Annotated in this window: 18 protein-coding genes; 8 read left to right on the top strand and 10 right to left on the bottom strand. The window is 59.6% G+C overall.

What is annotated here, in order from left to right; all coding sequences use genetic code 11:
* The 4 genes from M3N55_RS13185 to iolD are packed head-to-tail and all read right to left on the bottom strand — an operon-like array spanning position 1 to position 4530.
* A complete protein-coding gene (locus M3N55_RS13185; RefSeq protein WP_249059836.1) occupies positions 1 to 840 on the bottom strand; it encodes a class II fructose-bisphosphate aldolase in 840 nt (279 codons plus the stop codon).
* On the bottom strand, positions 837 to 1676 hold the full coding sequence (locus M3N55_RS13180) for a 5-deoxy-glucuronate isomerase (protein WP_249059835.1): 840 nt from the start codon (positions 1674 to 1676) through the stop codon (positions 837 to 839). Before M3N55_RS13180 ends, M3N55_RS13185 begins: the two co-directional genes overlap by 4 nt.
* A 12-nt stretch (positions 1677 to 1688) precedes the next feature.
* Positions 1689 to 2657 carry a 5-dehydro-2-deoxygluconokinase gene (gene iolC, locus M3N55_RS13175; protein WP_249059834.1) on the bottom strand — a complete coding sequence of 323 codons (969 nt, stop codon included), beginning with the start codon at positions 2655 to 2657 and terminating at the stop codon, positions 1689 to 1691.
* A 1-nt stretch (position 2658) separates the two neighbouring features.
* Positions 2659 to 4530, bottom strand: coding sequence for a 3D-(3,5/4)-trihydroxycyclohexane-1,2-dione acylhydrolase (decyclizing) (gene iolD, locus M3N55_RS13170; RefSeq protein WP_249059833.1), 1872 nt, complete (start codon positions 4528 to 4530; stop codon positions 2659 to 2661).
* 122 nt (positions 4531 to 4652) lie between these two features.
* Here iolD and M3N55_RS13165 point away from each other — a divergent pair, with 122 nt between their 5' ends.
* The 3 genes from M3N55_RS13165 to M3N55_RS13155 are packed head-to-tail and all read left to right on the top strand — an operon-like array spanning position 4653 to position 7815.
* Positions 4653 to 5768, top strand: coding sequence for a Gfo/Idh/MocA family protein (locus tag M3N55_RS13165; protein WP_249059832.1), 1116 nt, complete (start codon positions 4653 to 4655; stop codon positions 5766 to 5768).
* A 14-nt stretch (positions 5769 to 5782) separates the two neighbouring features.
* Entirely contained in the window at positions 5783 to 6673 is an 891-nt protein-coding gene (locus M3N55_RS13160) for a sugar phosphate isomerase/epimerase family protein (protein ID WP_249059831.1), read from the top strand.
* A gap of 11 nt (positions 6674 to 6684) precedes the next feature.
* Entirely contained in the window at positions 6685 to 7815 is a 1131-nt protein-coding gene (locus M3N55_RS13155; protein WP_249059830.1) for a Gfo/Idh/MocA family protein, read from the top strand.
* Positions 7816 to 7904: 89 nt separating this feature from the next.
* Here the strand turns inward: M3N55_RS13155 and M3N55_RS13150 are convergent, their stop codons facing one another.
* On the bottom strand, positions 7905 to 8915 hold the full coding sequence (locus M3N55_RS13150) for a LacI family DNA-binding transcriptional regulator (RefSeq protein WP_249059829.1): 1011 nt from the start codon (positions 8913 to 8915) through the stop codon (positions 7905 to 7907).
* Between the two features lie 176 nt (positions 8916 to 9091).
* Between M3N55_RS13150 and M3N55_RS13145 the strand changes: the two genes are divergently transcribed.
* The 4 genes from M3N55_RS13145 to iolB all read left to right on the top strand — a co-directional run bounded on the left by M3N55_RS13145 (position 9092) and on the right by iolB (position 12832).
* Positions 9092 to 10039, top strand: coding sequence for a sugar ABC transporter substrate-binding protein (locus M3N55_RS13145; protein ID WP_249059828.1), 948 nt, complete (start codon positions 9092 to 9094; stop codon positions 10037 to 10039).
* Positions 10040 to 10126: 87 nt separating this feature from the next.
* Positions 10127 to 11242, top strand: coding sequence for an ABC transporter permease (locus tag M3N55_RS13140; protein ID WP_249059827.1), 1116 nt, complete (start codon positions 10127 to 10129; stop codon positions 11240 to 11242).
* Position 11243: 1 nt separating this feature from the next.
* The gene (locus M3N55_RS13135; protein WP_249059825.1) at positions 11244 to 12035 is read left to right on the top strand and encodes an ATP-binding cassette domain-containing protein; all 792 of its coding nucleotides are present in this window, start codon (positions 11244 to 11246) and stop codon (positions 12033 to 12035) included.
* Positions 12035 to 12832, top strand: a complete 798-nt coding sequence (gene iolB, locus M3N55_RS13130; RefSeq protein ID WP_249059822.1) for a 5-deoxy-glucuronate isomerase — start codon at positions 12035 to 12037, stop codon at positions 12830 to 12832. The genes M3N55_RS13135 and iolB overlap by 1 nt, the downstream gene beginning before the upstream one ends.
* Positions 12833 to 12902: 70 nt before the next feature.
* On the opposite strand, the gene M3N55_RS13125 is transcribed toward iolB, so the two are convergent.
* A complete protein-coding gene (locus M3N55_RS13125) occupies positions 12903 to 13715 on the bottom strand; it encodes a class II aldolase/adducin family protein (protein WP_249059819.1) in 813 nt (270 codons plus the stop codon).
* A 77-nt stretch (positions 13716 to 13792) separates the two neighbouring features.
* Here M3N55_RS13125 and M3N55_RS13120 point away from each other — a divergent pair, with 77 nt between their 5' ends.
* Positions 13793 to 14731: a LysR family transcriptional regulator gene (locus M3N55_RS13120; RefSeq protein ID WP_249059817.1), complete on the top strand. Its 939-nt coding sequence runs from the start codon at positions 13793 to 13795 to the stop codon at positions 14729 to 14731.
* A gap of 9 nt (positions 14732 to 14740) precedes the next feature.
* Here the strand turns inward: M3N55_RS13120 and rfbA are convergent, their stop codons facing one another.
* Genes rfbA through rfbC form a run of 4 tightly spaced genes read right to left on the bottom strand, consistent with a single transcriptional unit; the run spans position 14741 to position 18065 of the window.
* Positions 14741 to 15613 (bottom strand): glucose-1-phosphate thymidylyltransferase RfbA, encoded by an 873-nt coding sequence (rfbA, locus tag M3N55_RS13115; protein WP_249059815.1) that lies wholly within the window; start codon positions 15611 to 15613, stop codon positions 14741 to 14743.
* Entirely contained in the window at positions 15610 to 16458 is an 849-nt protein-coding gene (gene rfbD, locus M3N55_RS13110) for a dTDP-4-dehydrorhamnose reductase (protein WP_249059812.1), read from the bottom strand. The genes rfbA and rfbD overlap by 4 nt, the downstream gene beginning before the upstream one ends.
* Complete coding sequence (gene rfbB, locus M3N55_RS13105; protein WP_249059810.1) at positions 16455 to 17498, bottom strand: dTDP-glucose 4,6-dehydratase; 1044 nt, start codon at positions 17496 to 17498, stop codon at positions 16455 to 16457. The genes rfbD and rfbB overlap by 4 nt, the downstream gene beginning before the upstream one ends.
* A gap of 9 nt (positions 17499 to 17507) precedes the next feature.
* On the bottom strand, positions 17508 to 18065 hold the full coding sequence (rfbC, locus tag M3N55_RS13100) for a dTDP-4-dehydrorhamnose 3,5-epimerase (protein WP_249059808.1): 558 nt from the start codon (positions 18063 to 18065) through the stop codon (positions 17508 to 17510).
* Positions 18066 to 18124 lie beyond the last annotated feature (59 nt).

Here is an 18124-nt window from a genome sequence, read left to right as displayed (position 1 = left end):
TCAAACTCTCCCCGATGCGCCCAGACCCTGGATAACCGCGCGCGCCGCCTCCATCACCGGATCATGTGTTTCACTCAAGATCGTCACCCTGTCAAAACACGCAGGATCGGCATTGACAGCGCGACGCAGCGCGGCACCAAATGCCATGCGCAATTCGGTGCCGATGTTGAATTTCGTTATCTTGGAGCATGCCGCAAGCGCTGCGCGCTGCGCATATGGCACACCAGAGCCGCCGTGAATGACCAGTGGCACTTGCGTCAGCGCCTCTATCGCACGGATGCGCGCTTCATCCAGCCCGCCTTCATGATCGGTTTGCAGATGCACGTTGCCGACAGAAATCGCCACGGCATCGACGCCACTATCGCGCGCAAAAATCGCCGCTTCCTGCGGGTCGGTTCCGGCCGAGCCTTCGCCACCCGAATACCCCACAAAGCCGATTTCACCCTCACAGGAAATTCCCGCCGCATGCGCCATAGCGGCCACTTGCGCCGTCTCATCGATATTCTGGGGTAACGGCTTGCGCGACCCGTCATACATCAACGAGGTAAAGCCAGAGTCGAGCGCCTCGCGGCACTCTTGCAACGTATAGCCATGGTCCAGATGCGCCACCACCGGCACATCCACGCTGGCGGCCAGATGTCGAAACATCGCGCCCAGCACCGGCAACGGTGTATGCGCGCGGCACGATGGCCCGGCTTGCAAGATAACGGGCGCCCGCTCGGCCTGTGCGGCCATGACATAGGCGCGCATATCCTCCCAGCCAAGACAGACAAGGCCGGGAACAGCATAGCCGCCCTTGAGGGCAGGTTGCAGCACATCTGACAGAGTTGCGAGGGTCATTTGAACTTTGCCACCATATCCATGATGCCGGGAATTGTCCGAACTTGTGCCGCATGGGTTGGCTGAAAATATTGCTTCAGACTACGCTGCGATTGCCCACCAAGGATGGTGAAGTAATACATTTCATAGCCCGGCAGAACGCAGCAGGGATGATAGCCCTTGTCGATCAGCACGGTCGAGCGGTTCATGATATGATACGCGTCGCCCGGTTCGTTATCGACCCGCTGAAGCATTTGCACGCCTGACCCATAGTCGGGCTTGAAGCGGAAATTGTAACATTCATCATGACGGGTTTCGTCTGGCAAGCGGTCGGTATCGTGCTTGTGGCTGGGAAACCCTGACCAGCCACCGGCCCCCACTGTAAACAGTTCCGACACCAGAAGCCGCCCAACGCGGTCATGATGGGCCGCGCCAAGAATGTGTTTTATCTTGCGATGCGTCTTGGTGTCGTCGCTACCATATTGCACCACGTCCAGATCAGCGGTGCGCACGGCAAAAGGTTTTAGCGTTTCACCGAATTGCGCGCCCGCAATGAAGCACTCTGTGTCCGTCTGCGCGGTAATGCGCACACCTGTATCCGTGGGAATATAGACGCCCTCAGGCTCGCCATCCCAGACATCCGCGCCGCGATTGCCGATCCCGGCGAAGGTTTCCCCCGCCGTTTCGACCGTGACCGTGCCGGTTGCTGGCACGATGCAGGTTTCATACCCCGGCACGCGGTAGTCAAATTGCGCGCCCGCTTTCAAGCTGACGATGTTGAAATAAACCAGCGGCACATGAGCGTCATTCACATCGACAATCGGTTGGTTCTTGTTGTCATGGGGTGCAATATGCATGGGTGTATCCTTTCAGGCCGCGCTTGGGTCGGCATGATGCTTGAGGAAATCCTCAAGCTCTTGGGTTGTGGGCATGGCGGGCGCGCAGCCGACCCGCGCGACCACCATCGCTGCTGCGGCAGAGCCTTGCAGCACAGCGTCGCGGACCGGTTTTGCATGTGCCAGCCCAGCGACCAGACCGCCCATGAAACTATCGCCCGCCCCCGTGGGCTTCAGGGCTTCGGTGCGGTAGATGCCGGTGGTGATTTCACCCTCTGGCGTGATCGTAATCGCGCCCTTTTCGCCCATCTTGTACACAACAAGGCGCGCGCCTTGGGCGACAAGTTCGCGCGCCTTGTCCAGCCCGCGCGCATAATCGCCCGCCATGAACCCAAATTCCACATCATTGCCAACGATCGCGTCACATATGGCACCAGCGCGGGAATAGACCTCTGCGGCCACATCCGCCGAAGGCCAGGAATACGGGCGGTAGTCGATGTCGAAAATCAGCGGAAGGCCCGCCACTTTGGCCAGTTCGAACCCTCGGAACGCGGCAGAGCGTGAGGGCTCCGCTGCAAAAACCGTGCCGGTGGTAATCAGCGCATCGTAGCGGCCATAATCCACCGCCTCTACATCGGCCATGGTCATTTCGAAGTCAGCTGCGCCATTGCGATAGATGACCGACTGGTGGTCCTCGATCCGGGTTTCGACCACGGCCAAGGAATTGCGCGCCTCGCCGCCGACAGACCGCACATGCGCGCGGCCAATGCCGTATCTATCCAGCTCGTTCAAGGCAAAGCGCCCGATGGCATCATCCGACACGCATGTGACAATCTCCGCGCTGCCCCCCAGCTTGGTGATCGCAACCGCGATATTGGCGGATGAGCCGCCAAGGCAGGCGACAAAACGCGTGGCGTCTTCGGTTCGGGTGCCCGGCGGGTCGGGGTAAATATCCATCCCTGCCCGCCCGATGACGATAAAGCGATTACCATGAAGCTGCATGCTACACCCCTTGCCGCTGTTTGGCGCGCGTGGCCTCGATCTCGGCATGTTTGGCGCGCACATTGGCATTGTCAGACACCTGCGGCGTGCCGACCTCCCACCATGCATGGCCCCCGGTCGTCCACCCCTCATAGGGGTCCACCTGCATGACGATCACGGTCGTCTTGTCAGATGCCTTGGCGCGGGTAAACGCCGCGCCCAACTCGGCTGGGTTGGCCACAGTGACAGCATCCGCGCCCATCGACCGCGCATGTGCTTCAAAATCCACGGTAAACGGTTCTGGCACCGTCGGGCAATCCGCGATCAGATTGTTGAAACTGTCTTGCCCCGTATTGTTTTGCAGCTTGTTGATGACCGCGAAACCGCCGTTATCCAGCACCAGAATAATCAGCTTTTTACCGGTCAGAACAGAAGAGTAGATGTCCGAATTCATCAACAAATAGCTGCCATCACCTACAAAGACGATGGTGTCCTGATCTGCCTCGGCTTCGGCCTGCGCGATACGCGCGCCCCAGCCGCCCGCTATCTCGTAACCCATGCAGGAAAACCCGAATTCCACATCGACCGTGCCCACATCCAGCGTGCGCCAGTTCGCGGTCACTTCGGCGGGAAGCCCACCGGCTGCCGTCACCACGCGGTCACGCGGATCGCACAGCGCGTTCACAACACCAATCGCCTGCGCGTAGCTATTGGGACGATTTCCGGGTGCCACGTTATCGGCGACATAGTCATCCCATTTGTGGCGTTCGTCCTGCGCGCTGCGCGTCCAGCTATCGGGCGCGAGATAGTCGCCCAAGGCCTCTCCAAGCGCCGTCAAAGCCAATTTTGCATCCCCCACAACCGGCAATGACAGGTGCTTCATCGCATCATGCCGACCGACATTCAGCCCGATCAGACGCGCGTCCCCGGCAAAGGCCGTCCATGATCCGGTGGTGAAATCCTGCAAGCGCGTGCCCACGGCCAGCACAACATCGGCCTGTTCAGCGATCGCATTGGCACTGTCAGAGCCGGTCACACCTATCGGGCCAATATTCAGAGGATGCGTGGCCAGCATATTCGCGCGACCCGCGATCGTCTCTAGCACCGGAATACCATGCGCTTCGGCAAAGGCCGTCAGCTCGGACACAGCGCCCGAATACTGCACACCTCCGCCCGCAATTATCACCGGACGTTTTGCCCCCGCCAAAGAGGCGGCGGCATCCGTGATCTCACGCATGTCCGGGGTCTGCCTGCGGATCCGGTGAACGCGACGCGCAAAGAAACTTTCGGGGTAATCATAAACCCAGCCCTGCACATCCTGCGGCAAGCCAAGGAAAGCGGGCCCACAATCTGCAGGGTCAAGCATCGTCGCCAATGCCGCGGGCAAAGACTGGATCACTTGTGCCGGGTGCGTAATCCGGTCCCAAAACCGCGTCACAGCCTTGAAGGCGTCATTCACGCCCAATGTCGGATTGCCGAAGTGTTCCAACTGTTGCAGCACCGGATCGGGCAGCCGGGTCAGGAAGGTGTCGCCACACAGCATCAGCATGGGCAGACGGTTGGCATGCGCCAGTGCGGCTGCCGTCAACAGATTGGCTGTGCCCGGCCCTGCGCTGGCGGTGCAGAACATGAATCGGCGGCGCAGATGGTATTTTGCATAGGCTGCCGCAGCAAAGCCCATGCTTTGCTCATTCTGGCCCCGGTAAAGCGGCATCGTGTCGATATGCGGATAAAGCGCCTCGCCCAGACAAGGCACGTTGCCATGCCCGAAAATGCCGAAACCACCGCCGCAAATGCGTGTTTCGATGCCATCAATCTCGATATATTGGTTCAACAGGTAGCGTGTGATCGCCTGTGCTGCTGTCAGCCGGATGGTGCTGGCTGTCGCGGTCATGTCTGTTCTCCCCTCGTCGATCTGCGCAGGGTTTTGCGATTACCGGTTGCGCAATGTCTAGGCAGAGGATAACCGTTTTGCAACCGGTTGCAAGCCGAGTCACGCAGAGCGAAGGACGAATCATGCAAGAGATCGGGATCGGCCTGATTGGCGGGGGTTATATGGGCAAAGCCCATGCCGTAGCCTACGCCGCCGTGGGGGCAGTTTTCAACACACAGCTAAGGCCACGGCTGGAAATGGTCACAGCTTCCAGCCCCGAATCATCAGAGCGATACCGCGCCGCCTTTGGCTTTGCGCGCGCGGCCCCAGACTGGCAAACACTTGTGGCTGATCCAAAGGTCGAGGCGATTGTCATCGCCGCGCCACAAGCCACACATCGCCAAATTGCGACAGCCGCTTTCGCGCTTGGTAAACCCGTATTCTGCGAAAAGCCGCTTGGGGCGTCTGTGTCTGATGCGCAGGCGATGGTTGCCGCCGCCGAAAGCGCAAAGCTGCCCAATATGATCGGCTTCAACTACATCCGCACCCCGGCCACGCAATTCGTCCGTCAACTTCTGGCAGAAGGTGCAATCGGCGATCTGACGTGGTTCCGGGGCGAGCATACCGAGGATTTCCTGGCAGACCCAGAGATCGCGGCGAATTGGCGCTGCCATGACCGCGCCAATGGCTGCATGGGTGATCTGGCGCCTCATATGGTCAATTGCGCGCTGGCGCTGATGGGCGACATCACAGAACTTTCGGCACGGATTGAAACGCTTCACCCAATGCGCGACGGGCCCAACGGGCCTGTGCCCGTGGATAATGACGATCACGGACAGATGATGGTGCGCTTTGCCTCTGGCGTGATGGGGCATTTGTATTTCTCCCGCGCGGCCACCGGGCGCAAGATGGGCTATGCCTACGAAATACATGGGACAAAAGGAGCCATCCGGTTTGACCAGGAAGACCAGAATGCGGTCTGGCTGTATCTGGCCGAAGGGCCTGATGCGCAACGCGGCTTCACGAAAATTCTGACAGGCCCCGCTCATCCTGACTACCTGCCATTTTGTCAGGGTCCGGGGCATGGCACTGGCTATCAAGACCAGATCATCATCGAAGCACGCGACTTTCTGAATGCTATCCAGACAGGCGACCCCGTCTGGCCCACCTTTCGCGACGGCCTCGCCGTGGCGCGGGTGATTGACACCGCCTTTGCCTCGGCCACGGATGGCCGCTGGCATTCCGTTCCAAAAGACTGAAAGGGTCCACATCCATGTCAATTCGCATCGGCAATGCGCCCTGCTCCTGGGGTGTCGAGTTTTCTGACGACCCCCGCAATCCGCCTTGGCGGCGCGTGCTGAAAGAATGCACGGAGGCAGGCTACACCGGCATCGAACTGGGCCCCGTGGGTTTCATGCCCGAAGACCCGGCGCAACTTTCTGAAGCGTTGGACGAACATGGGCTAGAGTTGATCGGCGGGGTGGTCTTTCGCGCGTTCCACGACCCCGACCAATGGGACAATGTGTTGGACGGCGCGATCCGCACCTGCAAGGCGCTGTCGGCGCATGGCGCGCAACATCTGGTGCTGATCGATTCCATCTCGTCGCGCCGCGCCCCGACCGCAGGGCGCGCAGAAGACGCCGAACAAATGGATGCCGCTGAATGGGCAGCCTTTCGCGACCGCATCGCGCATGTCGCACGAATGGGGGCCGAGGACTATGGCCTGACTGTGGGAATACACGCCCATGCTGCCGGCTTCATGGACTTCGAGCCAGAGTTGGAGCGATTGCTGAATGAAGTGCCAGACGACATTCTGAAAATCTGCTTCGACACCGGCCATCATTCCTATGCAGGCTTTGATCCCGTTGCCTTCATGCGCAAACATATGGACCGCATTTCCTACATGCACTTCAAAGACATATCGCCAAGCGTCAAGGCCGATGTGATTGCGAAAGGCACCGGCTTCTATGATGCTTGCGGGCAAGGTATTTTCTGCAATCTGGGCCATGGCGATGTCGATTTCCCCAAGGTGCGCCAGTTGCTGCTGGATCATGGGTATAAGGGCTGGTGCACAGTCGAGCAGGATTGCGACCCGACGCTGGATGTCTCTCCGGTCGATGACGCGCGCGCCAACCGCGAGTATCTGCAAAGCATCGGATTTTAAGGGAGCCATCCATGAAACTGAACTGGGGCATGATTGGCGGCGGCGAGGGCAGCCAGATTGGGCCAGCGCATCGGCTTGGCGCATTGGCGGACGGCAATTTCACCTTGGCGGCGGGCGCTCTAGACCATGATGCTGCGAAAGGCCGCGCCTATGCACAGAGCCTTGGCGTAGCGCCAGACCGCGCCTATGGCGACTGGCGCGAAATGCTGGCGGGCGAGCGTGGACGTGATGACCGCATTGATCTGGTCACAGTCGCCACGCCAAACGCGACACATTTCGAGATCACCAAAGCGTTTCTGGAAGCCGGTTTTCATGTGCTTTGCGAAAAGCCCATGACAATGACGGTGGAAGAAGGCGAAGAAATCGTGCGCGTGGCGCGTGCCTCGGGCAAGATTTGCGCGGTGAATTACTGCTATTCAGCCTATCCAATGGTGCGCGAGATGCGCGAGATGGTGCGCAGCGGGCAGATAGGTCGCGTGCGGCTGGTGGTCACGAATTTCAGCCATGGCCACCACGGCGACGCCACCGATGCCGATAACCCGCGCGTGCGCTGGCGCTATGATCCGGCAATGGCGGGCGTGTCGGGCCAGTTCGCCGATTGCGGCATTCACGCGCTGCACATGGCCAGCTTCATCACTGGCGACCAGGTCGAAACCGTTTCGGCTGATTTTGCCTCGACCATTTCCAGCCGCGTTCTGGAAGATGACGCCATGGTCAATTTCCGCATGTCGAGTGGCACGGTCGGGCGGCTCTGGACATCTTCTGTCGCCATAGGCCGCCAGCACGGCTTTGATATACAGGTCTTTGGCGAAACAGGCGGAATGCGATGGGCGTCCGAGCAACCAAATCAGGTGTATTACACACCTGTCGGTGGCCGCACGCAGATCATGGAAAAAGGTGAGGCGGGTCTAAGCAGCGACGCCGCGCGGCTGAGTCGTGTCGCAATTGCCCATCCCGAAGGTTTCCCGCTGGCTGTGGCGAATATCTACGTCGATCTGGCCGCCGCCATAAGGGGAGAGGGGCGCGACGGCTTGCCCTTGGCCGATGATGGCCTGCGCTCGATGGCGGCAGTTTATGCGGCGGTGACATCGGCCAAATCAGCGGGCGCGTGGGTCGATGCAAGGCCGCCCATGTTCCGCTAGAGCAGGTCGCGCAAAAAGGCAAGCGTTCCCAAACGGTTAGAGTGGGCCAAGTGAATGCCAACGAACGCGCCACGCTCTCAGGCACCCTGCTAGGGTTGCATTGGGCTTACGGGTCGTAAAGTGCCGCGTTCAATGACGCGACATGGAAAAAGACGTGTTTCAGGGTGGCGGTCGGGGTTTTGAATGGTTTCGACCGCCAGATCAATAGAGGCGCCGATAATCTGGGCGACGGGCTGACGTATCGTTGTCAGGTTGATGTTTTCCCAGCGCGCCATTTCCATATCGTTCAGACCGATAATGCCAATGTCATCAGGCACACGCAGGCCCGCATCACGGATGGCAGACAACGCCCCGATGGACAGCACGTCATCCCCACAGAAATACGCCTCTGCCGGGGTGTTTTGCAAAAGGCGCTGCATTTCTGCACGGCCAGCATCGAACGAATAGGCGCTGGCGTAACTGATACCGACTTTGATGTCGGGGTGGCGGGACAAAGCATCAAGGAACCCGCCCGCCCGATCCTGGGTTGAAGTTGCCTTTTCGGGGCCACCCAGAAAGGCAATAGACCTATGCCCGCGCGCGATAAGCGCTTCGGCGGCCATACGACCGCAGGCGATGTTATCAATGCCAACCACATGCACATGCGGGCTTGTAGTGTAGCGGCCAAAGGAATGGACGACCGGCACGCCCGCATCACGGAACGCTTCTGCAAAGCTTGGCGGCAGGGTCGAGGAGGCGACAATCACCCCGTCTACAGAATATTGCCGCAGCATTCTGACAGAATTCGCGGGATCTGTTTCATTGCTGAGGTTGACCAGCAAAGGCCGCAGCCCGCGTTCTTGCAGACCTCGAGTAAACAGATCGAATACTTCCAGAAACAGCGGGTTGTGAAAGTTGTTCGAGACAAGCCCGATCAGCTTGGTGCGGCCCGTGGTCAATGAAGAGGCGATCGCATTGGGGCTGTAACGAAGTTCTGCGGCCGCTTTCTCTACCTTGGCGCGGGTCTTGGCCGACACCGAGGCCCCTTCGGTAAAGGTGCGCGACACCGCAGAACGCGAGACACCCGCGCGGACCGCCACGTCTCTGAGAGTCACCGCCATTTTTCCAAGTCCAATTAATTTGCACGCAGTTTACTACAGACCACGATCGCTCGAAATATACCATTTTCCCAAATCTTTTTGCAACCGGTTGCAAAAAGATCGATTCGGGACTACAGTCTGCTCAGGGCTTGAAGGCGCGCGCCTGCATTTGCCCGAAACATGTTTGGGAGGACATCATGAAAACAACAATCAAGACACTTGCGGTCAGCGCCGTCGCGGCGACCGCGCTGCTGGGTGCTGGCACCGCCATGGCCGAAGGCGAGCGCTATGTGCTGGTCAGCCATGCGCCCGACAGCGACAGCTGGTGGAACACGATCAAGAATGGTCTGGCGCTTGCAGGCGAGCAAATGGACGTGACGGTTGAATACCGCAACCCGCCCACCGGTGACTTGGCAGACATGGCCCGCATCATTGAACAAGCAGCGGCAAGCGGGCCAAACGGCATCATCACCACGCTGGCGGACCCCGATGTTCTGTCAGGGCCAATTCGTGCGGCTGTCGAATCTGGCATTGACGTCATCATCATCAATTCGGGCACACCAGATGCCGCGCGCGGACTTGGCGCGTTGATGTATGTGGGCCAGCCTGAATATGACGCGGGTTTCGCTGCCGGGCAACGCGCCGCGGGCGATGGCGTTTCCAGCTTCCTATGCGTCAACCATTACATCTCGTCGCCATCCTCGACCGAGCGCTGCCAAGGTTTCGCTGACGGTCTGGGCGTTGATCTGGGCAACCAGATGATCGACAGCGGCCAAGACCCGAGCGAAATCCAGAACCGCGTTACCGCGTATCTGAACGCGAACCCCGACACGGACGCCGTGCTGACGCTTGGCCCAACCTCTGCCGACCCGACGATTTTGGCGCTGGAGCAGATCGGTCTTGCCGGGGAAATCTATTTCGGCACTTTCGATCTGGGCGGTGACATCGTGAATGCAATCCGCGACGGCGTGATCCAGTGGGGCATTGACCAGCAGCCCTTCCTGCAAGCCTATCTGCCGGTCGTCGTGATGACCAACTATCATCGCTATGGCGTGCTTCCTGGCAACAACATCAACTCTGGCCCAGGCTTCGTGACTGCCGATGCGCTGGACTTGGTTGCCGAACTGGCTGGCGAATACCGGTAAAGTTCCGATGCTTCTTGAGTGGGCGCTGATTCTAGCGCCCACTTCCTCACTTATTGTTCTCTTTCTGCCGAACAGGAGGCGTGAGCTATGTCCAGCACGGACGCGGCCGTTGACGAACGCATCAAAGAAACCTCAAAGCTGCGAAAAGCCCTTATCCGGCCAGAGCTGGGCGCCATCGTAGGCACAATAGCGGTTTTCGCGTTTTTCATAATATTTGCCGGTGACAGTGGCATGTTCAACGCGCAGGGCGTTCTGAACTGGTCAACTGTTTCGGCCCAGTTCATGATTATCGCTGTGGGTGCCTGCATGCTGATGATCGCAGGCGAGTTTGACTTGAGCGTCGGGTCCATGATCGGTTTTGCCGGCATGTCGATCGCGCTTATATCGGTCACGTTGCAATGGCCTATCTGGGTCGCGATTCTGCTGACATTTGCGCTCTGCACAGCCGTGGGGGCCCTGAATGGAATCATTGTTGTGCGCACGGGCCTGCCAAGCTTTATCGTGACGCTGGCTTTCCTGTTCATCCTGCGCGGTTTCACGATTTTCTTTCCGCAACTGATCGAACGGCGCACAATTATCGGCGGCATTTCCGAACGGGCCGAGGGCGACTGGCTGGCACCGCTGTTCGGCGGAAAAATTGGCAACGGTCTTTTCAACTGGTTGGCGGAAATGGAGCTGATCGGCGTCTTCACCCGCGGCAATCGCATGGGCGAGCCCATTGTCGATGGAATTCCCATGCTGATTGTCTGGGCTATTGGGTTGATGATCGTCGCCCATATCGTGCTGACGCGCACCCAATTCGGAAACTGGATATTCGCATCGGGCGGTGACGCACAGGCAGCACGCTATGTGGGTGTGCCGGTCAACCGGGTGAAAATACAGATGTTCATGTTCACCGCGTTCTGCGCCTGTGTTTTTGCGACCTGTCAGGTGATGGAGTTTGGCTCTGCGGGCGCGGATCGCGGTTTGCTTAAAGAATTTGAAGCAATCATCGCGGTGGTTATTGGCGGCGCGCTTCTGACCGGCGGATATGGGTCGGTCGTCGGGGCCGCGCTTGGGGCTTTGATCTTTGGCGTCGTGCAACAAGGGTTGTTCTTCGCCGGTGTCGAATCCAGCCTGTTCCGGGTCTTCTTGGGCGTCATACTGCTATTTGCGGTCATCCTGAACACCTACATCCGCCGCATCATCACAGGGGAGCGCTAGGATGAAACCCTATGATCACAACCCCGTTGTCGAAATGCGCAATATCGAAAAGCATTTCGGCCCGGTCATCGCGCTGAACGATGTCAGCTTCGATATTCGCCCAGGAGAGTGCCATTGCCTGCTTGGCGATAATGGCGCGGGCAAATCGACTTTCATCAAAACAATGGCGGGCGTGCATAAACCCACTAAAGGCGAGATCCTGTTCGAGGGCCGCCAGATGAATTTCGACAGCCCCCGTGACGCGATGGAAGCAGGGATTGCCACGGTCTATCAGGACCTTGCGATGATACCGCTGATGAGTGTCACACGCAATTTCTGGATGGGTCGTGAACCGATCAAACGGGTTGGCCCGTTCAAGTTCATGGACTTCAAAACGGCCAATGAAGTAACGATGGAGGAGATGCGCAAACTGGGCATTAACCTGCGCTCTCCGGACCAAGCTGTCGGCACCTTGTCGGGTGGCGAGCGTCAGACCGTGGCTATCGCCCGCGCGGTGCATTTCGGCGCGAAAGTGCTGATCCTTGATGAGCCGACCAGCGCGTTGGGCGTGCGCCAGACCGCCAATGTTCTGTCCACCATCGACAAAGTCCGCAAGACCGGAATCGGCATTGTCTTCATCACGCATAACGTGCGTCATGCCTTGGCCGTTGGTGATCGGTTCACGGTCCTCAACCGGGGCAAGACATTGGGCACAGCACAGCGCGGACACATCACCCCCGAAGAACTGCAAGACATGATGGCAGGCGGTCAGGAGATGGTCGCGCTTGAAGGTTCACTGGGCGGAACTGTCTGATGGCAGGCCTGCTGCGCAAGCCCACAGCAAAAACTGGGCACATCCACGCAATCACACCCCAAGACGCAGGCTGGCACTTTGTCGGGTTCGATCTGTGGCGGCTTGCGCCCGGCGAAGTGGCAACGGGCCAGCTTGAAGGGCGTGAAGCGATCCTTGTGTTGGTCGAAGGCCACGCCGAGATCACCGCAGATGGCGAAAGCCTTGGCGAAATGGGCGGCCGGCTGAACGTATTCGAGCGCAACGCACCGCATTGCGTGTATGTTCCCCCGGCTACCCCTTGGCAAGCCCGCGCTACAACGCAAACCACGCTGGCCGTCTGCACTGCGCCCAGCCCAGGCGGGCGACCTGTTCAGGTTCTCGGCCCCGATGGCATCTCGCTAGAGGTGCGCGGCAGCGGCAGCAATACCCGCTATATCAACAATATTGCGATGGAGGGGCGCGATGTGGCCGACAGCTTGCTGGTGACAGAAGTGTTCACACCTGCCGGGCATTGGTCATCTTATCCGCCGCACCGCCATGACGAAGATGACTACCCCAACCTGACCTATCTTGAAGAGACATATTATCACCGGCTGAACCCGTCGGATTGCTTTGGCCTTCAACGGGTCTTTACCGATGACCTAAGCTTGGATGAAACCATGGCCCCGGCGGATCATGATGTCGTTCTGGTGCCGCGCGGGCATCATCCTTGCGCCGCACCACACGGGGTAGAGATGTATTATCTCAACGTGATGGCTGGCCCCCGGCGGGCATGGCGGTTCCGGACGCATCCAGCCTTTGAGCATATGACCCGCTAGCGCGTTTTATGGCCCCGAAAAGCCCCGCAACGCGCGGGGCAATTCGGGATCGCAGCCGGCAAAGCGATGCTCAATCAAACATATCCGGCTGGTCTTCTACCAACTGGTTCCAGATGGTCTGGAAATGCAGCCAGCCAATATAATCGCTGCCAACATGTTCGCGCGAATACCGCGCGCGGTCGGCAGGAATGTAGGTCGGCTGAATACCAGAGGCCGCAATATCCAATTGCTGCTGGCAGCACCGCTCCAGCGCCATGAACCAGAACGCAGCCGATTCGATGCTATGGCGGCTGGCGGTCAAAAGCCCGTGGTTCTGATGCAGGGCAGCTTTCACGCCCTTGAACGCCTTGGCCACATTGCTGCCCGCGTGATTTTCCACCGCAACCGCACCGGCTTCGTCGCCAATAATGACATGGTCTTCAAAAAATGCGCAGGCATCCTGCGTGATCGGTTCAATCGGGCGGCCCGTGGCACACCAAGCCGTGCCGTAAACCGTGTGCGCATGGCACATCGCGATGATGTCGGGATGCTCCTCATGCACATTTGCGTGCAGCACGAACCCCGCACGGTTCACGGCATATTTGCCTTCGATCACTTTGCCCTCATGATCCACAAGGATAAGGTTGGACATCTTCACCTTGGCAAAATGCACGCACATGGGGTTGGTCCAGTACAGCTCCGGGCGTTCAGGGTCGCGCACGGTCAGATGCCCGGCGAAGCCGTAATCGAACCCGGCCTGCGCAAAGGCGCGGCACGCTGCCACAAGACGTTCCTTGCGATGGCGGCGCTCCTCTTCGATGGAAGCGAACTCGGGAAGCTCGGGAAACACCAGCCCCTCTTGTTCGGGCTGATAGATCGAGATGCGGTTTCCAAGATCAAGCATGACAAACCCTTTCGGACAAAGTTGCGTTGCCATTAGTATCGCGGGCAGCGGGCCGTGCGGTCAATGATACATCCGCAATGACACTTATCGCCGCGGCGAAAGGGGCTGACATGAAAGATGACCGGTTACTGGCCATGCGCGTCTTTTCGGCGGTTGCCGAATCTGGCGGCTTCACCGCTGCGGCGCAGGCGCTTCGGGTCAGTCAACCCTTCGTCAGCCAGACAATTGCACGGCTGGAAGATCGGCTGGGCGCAAGGCTTTTACACCGCACGACACGCGGTCATTCCCTGACACCAGAGGGGCGGGTCTATCTTGACGGCTGCCGCAGTGCCATCGACGGCGTCGAGCAAGCCGAGGCTGCCTTGCAAACCAGCGCCGAGCAGGTGGCGGGGTTGGTGCGGGTCTCTGCCCCGCTGGCCTTTGGGCTGGACCGGATCACACCGATCTTGCCTAGCTTTCTGGCCAAGCACCCAAAGATCGACCTTGACCTTGTGCTCACCGATGACAGCGTCAACCTGATCGAAGATCGGATCGACCTTGCCATTCGCATGGGGCAGTTGACGGATTCGACCCTGCGCGCCCGGCGGTTATGCGCTTTACGCCGTATTGTCGTCGCCGCGCCGTCACTGGTTGCGCAATTCGGGCAGCCCCAGTGGCCAGAGGATTTGTCGGCCTTTCCCAGCCTGTGCTGGGATGGCGCGCGCACGCATCTGAACCTGTGGCAGTTCGAAACGCCGGACGGCCCCTACCGCCACGAGGCCAAAGGCCGTGTGCGCTGCAATACCGGCATGGCTATGTTTCAGCTTTGCCGGGACGGTGTCGGGATCATGCGCTGCGCCGAGCATCTTGCCAAACCTGCCATTGCCCGTGGCGAATTGGTGCCACTGCTGGACCAGTTCACGCAACAAGATGACGCCGCCTTTCATGCGGTGTTTCTACCGGGGCGCAACATACAACCGCGCTTGCGTTGCTTGCTGGATTTCCTGATAGATCACTTCGAAAAACCAGAGTGGTAGCCCCATCGCTCAGGACCGCACCAGCCCCCGCAGATAAGCGCCATAGCCGGTCTTGGCATACAGATCGGCGCGCGCGCGCAATCCTTCAACGGACAGCCACCCATTCTCGAAGGCAATTTCCTCTGGGCAACCGACCTGCGTTCCCTGCCGGTCCTGAAGCGTGCGCACGAAGTTTCCGGCATCCAGCAGGCTGGCATGCGTGCCCGTATCCAGCCACGCATAGCCGCGCCCCATAAGTTCGACATTCAGCGCGCCATCATGGCGGTAAGATTCCAGAAGATCGGCTATTTCCAATTCGCCCCGCGCCGAGGGTTGCACCGCACGCGCACGTTCCGGCGCGGTTTCATCAAGGAAATACAAGCCAGTGACAGCATAGTTGGACGGTGGGGCGTCAGGTTTCTCGACAATCTCATTGACCGTGCCATCGCTTGCAAACCCCACAACGCCATAGCGTTCGGGGTCGCTGACCCGATAGCCAAACACAGTCCCGCCACCGCGCGTATCTGCACGGGCCATCCGTTCTGGCAGGCCGTGGCCGTAAAAGATATTATCGCCCAGCACCATGGCCGAGGGGTTTTCGGCAAGAAAATCCTCTGCCAGCACATAGGCTTGCGCAAGCCCTTCGGGCTTTGGCTGCACGATCCATTCCAGCGCAATGCCCCATTGGCTGCCATCCCCCAGCAGGCGCTGAAACTGCGCCTGATCGTCTGGCGTGGTAATCATCGCGATCTCGCGTATGCCTGCCAGCATCAGCACCGAAAGCGGGTAGTAGATCATCGGCTTATCGTAAACCGGCATAAGCTGCTTCGACACGCCCTGTGTGATCGGCCATAGCCGCGACCCGGTTCCGCCAGCCAGAATAATGCCTTTGCGAGTGGTCATGTGTTTGCTCCAAGCTCTGCAAGGACAAGGGCCAGCCCCGCGCGCCAATCCGGACGCTCCAGCCCGAAACGCGCAAGTTTTGCGCAATCCATCCGCGAATTCAGCGGGCGGCGCGCCGGGGTCGGATAAGCACTGGTTGGAATATCTTCGACCACGCAGGCCAGCCCGGCCTGTGCCATGATCTCACGCGCGAACCCGGCCCAGCTTGTGTCGGGTGCACCTGCGAAATGGTATAGGCCCGCGCGGCCAGGGTCTTCGCGCAAACCATCCAACATGGTCAGGCAAGCCGCAGCAATGTCACGCGCGGGCGTTGGGCCGCCGATCTGGTCGGCCACAACTGTCAGCTTGTCGCGATCGCCGCCAAGGCGCAGCATGGTCTTGACGAAATTGTTGCCATGCGCCGAAAACACCCAGGATGTGCGCAAAATAGCGGCTGCGCCACCAGCTGCCGTGACGCCCTGCTCGCCCACCAGTTTCGAGCGCCCGTAAACACCCAGGGGCGCGGTCGGATCTTCCGGCGTGAAAGGCTGCTCTCCCGCGCCGTCGAACACATAATCGGTCGAGATATGCACGAAAGGCACACCCAGCCGCGCGGCAGCCTGCGCCATAGAAGCAGGGGCATCGCCGTTAATGCGGGTGGCAAGCGCCTCGTCCTCTTCGGCGCGGTCCACAGCCGTATAGGCGGCGGCGTTGATGATGCCGCTTGGCGCCACATCAAGCACCAGATCGCGACACGCATCCGGGTCGGCCAAGTCAACGCGGTCACGGCCAACGCAAAGCGCCTCGGGTGCCAAGCGGGCAATTTCGGTGGCAACCTGCCCTGTTTTCCCAAAGACAAGGATCATGACTTGACCCCCAACCGTTCGCCTACACCAGAGCGCTCTTGCAGGGCGCGCCACCAGCCTTCGTTGGCCAGATACCATTCGACAGTGCGCCGCAGCCCTTCTTCCACTGTGACCGAGGGCCGCCAGCCCAGTTCCGTGCTGACGCGGGCGGGGTCGATCGCGTAGCGCGCGTCATGGCCGGGGCGGTCGGTGACAAAAGTGATCTGGTCTGCGTAGCTGCCCTGCGGCTTGGGGCGCAACTCATCCAGAATGCCGCACAAGCTGCGCACCAGATCCAGATTGCTGCGCTCATTCTCGCCCCCAATGTTGTAGCTGCGCCCAACCGCGCCCTGCTGCACCACCAGCAGAAGCGCATCGGCGTGATCCTCGACATACAACCAGTCGCGCACATTGGACCCGTCGCCATAGATCGGCAGCGGTTTGCCCGCCAGCGCATTCAGAATGATGACCGGGATCAGCTTTTCCGGGAAATGATAGGGGCCGTAATTGTTAGAGCAGTTGGTCAGAACAATCGGCAAGCCGTAAGTGTGGTGCCATGCCTGCACCAGATGATCGCTCGCCGCTTTGCTGGCCGAATAGGGGCTGCGCGGGTCATAGGGCGTCTCTTCGGTGAACTGCCCTTCTGAACCAAGACTGCCGAACACCTCATCCGTGCTGATATGGTGAAAGCGAAAACTGCTGGGGCGGCCCTGCGCCACCCAATAGGCGCGCGCGGCTTCCAGAAGTGTGTAGGTGCCGGTGATATTGGTCTCAATAAACGTGCCCGGACCGTCTATGGACCGGTCAACATGGCTTTCGGCGGCCAGATGCATGATCGCATCGGGCTTGTGCTGTGCCAGAATGCGGTCCATCGCGGCACGGTCACGGATATCGGCCTGCTCAAAGCTGTAACGCGGATTATCCGCCACTGTGGCCACGTTGTCCAGACAGGCGGCATAGGTCAGCGCATCCAGGTTCACGACCGAATGACCGCGCGCAACCGCCAGCCGCACCACGGCAGAGCCGATGAACCCTGCCCCGCCCGTCACCAACAGCTTCATGTTCAAATCCTATCCTTCGTAGTCAAATGGCGACTCGAACGTGTCGAACGGTGTTGCAACAGCATCCTTGTCAGACAGGGTCGGTGCGTCCACGCCCCAATCAATGCCAAGACTGCTCCACAAAACCGCGCCATCGCATTCGGGCGCGTAATGGTCGGTGCATTTGTAATTAATCTCTGTATTGGGCATCAGCGTGACGAACCCGTGCAAAAATCCGGGCGGAACCCAAAGCTGGCGACCATTGTCTTCAGACAATTCATGGGCCACCCAATGCCCGTAACGCGGAGAACCGCGCCGCGCATCAACCGCGACATCCAGCAGCGCACCGCGCGCGCAGCGCACCAGCTTGCCTTGTGCATGGGGCGGGCTTTGAAAATGCAGCCCCCGGAGCGTGCCCACTTGCGCCGACAAGGAATGATTGTCCTGCACGAATTCGGGCAAGTCCAGCCCGGCGGCCAGCAGTGTCTTGCGGTTCCAGCTTTCGCTGAACCAGCCACGCGCGTCGCCAAACCGCCGAGGCGTAATGACCTTGACCTCTGGCAGAGCGGTTGTCGTGATGTCGATCATGGACGGTCCCCGGCTTCAGGTTGTGCTTTTGGGGTAAAGCCCCTTGCCACGGATGTCGA

The organism is Roseinatronobacter domitianus, assembly GCF_023336755.1.
Lineage (GTDB): Bacteria > Pseudomonadota > Alphaproteobacteria > Rhodobacterales > Rhodobacteraceae > Roseinatronobacter > Roseinatronobacter domitianus.
This window is presented reverse-complemented; position numbering and strand designations above follow the sequence as displayed.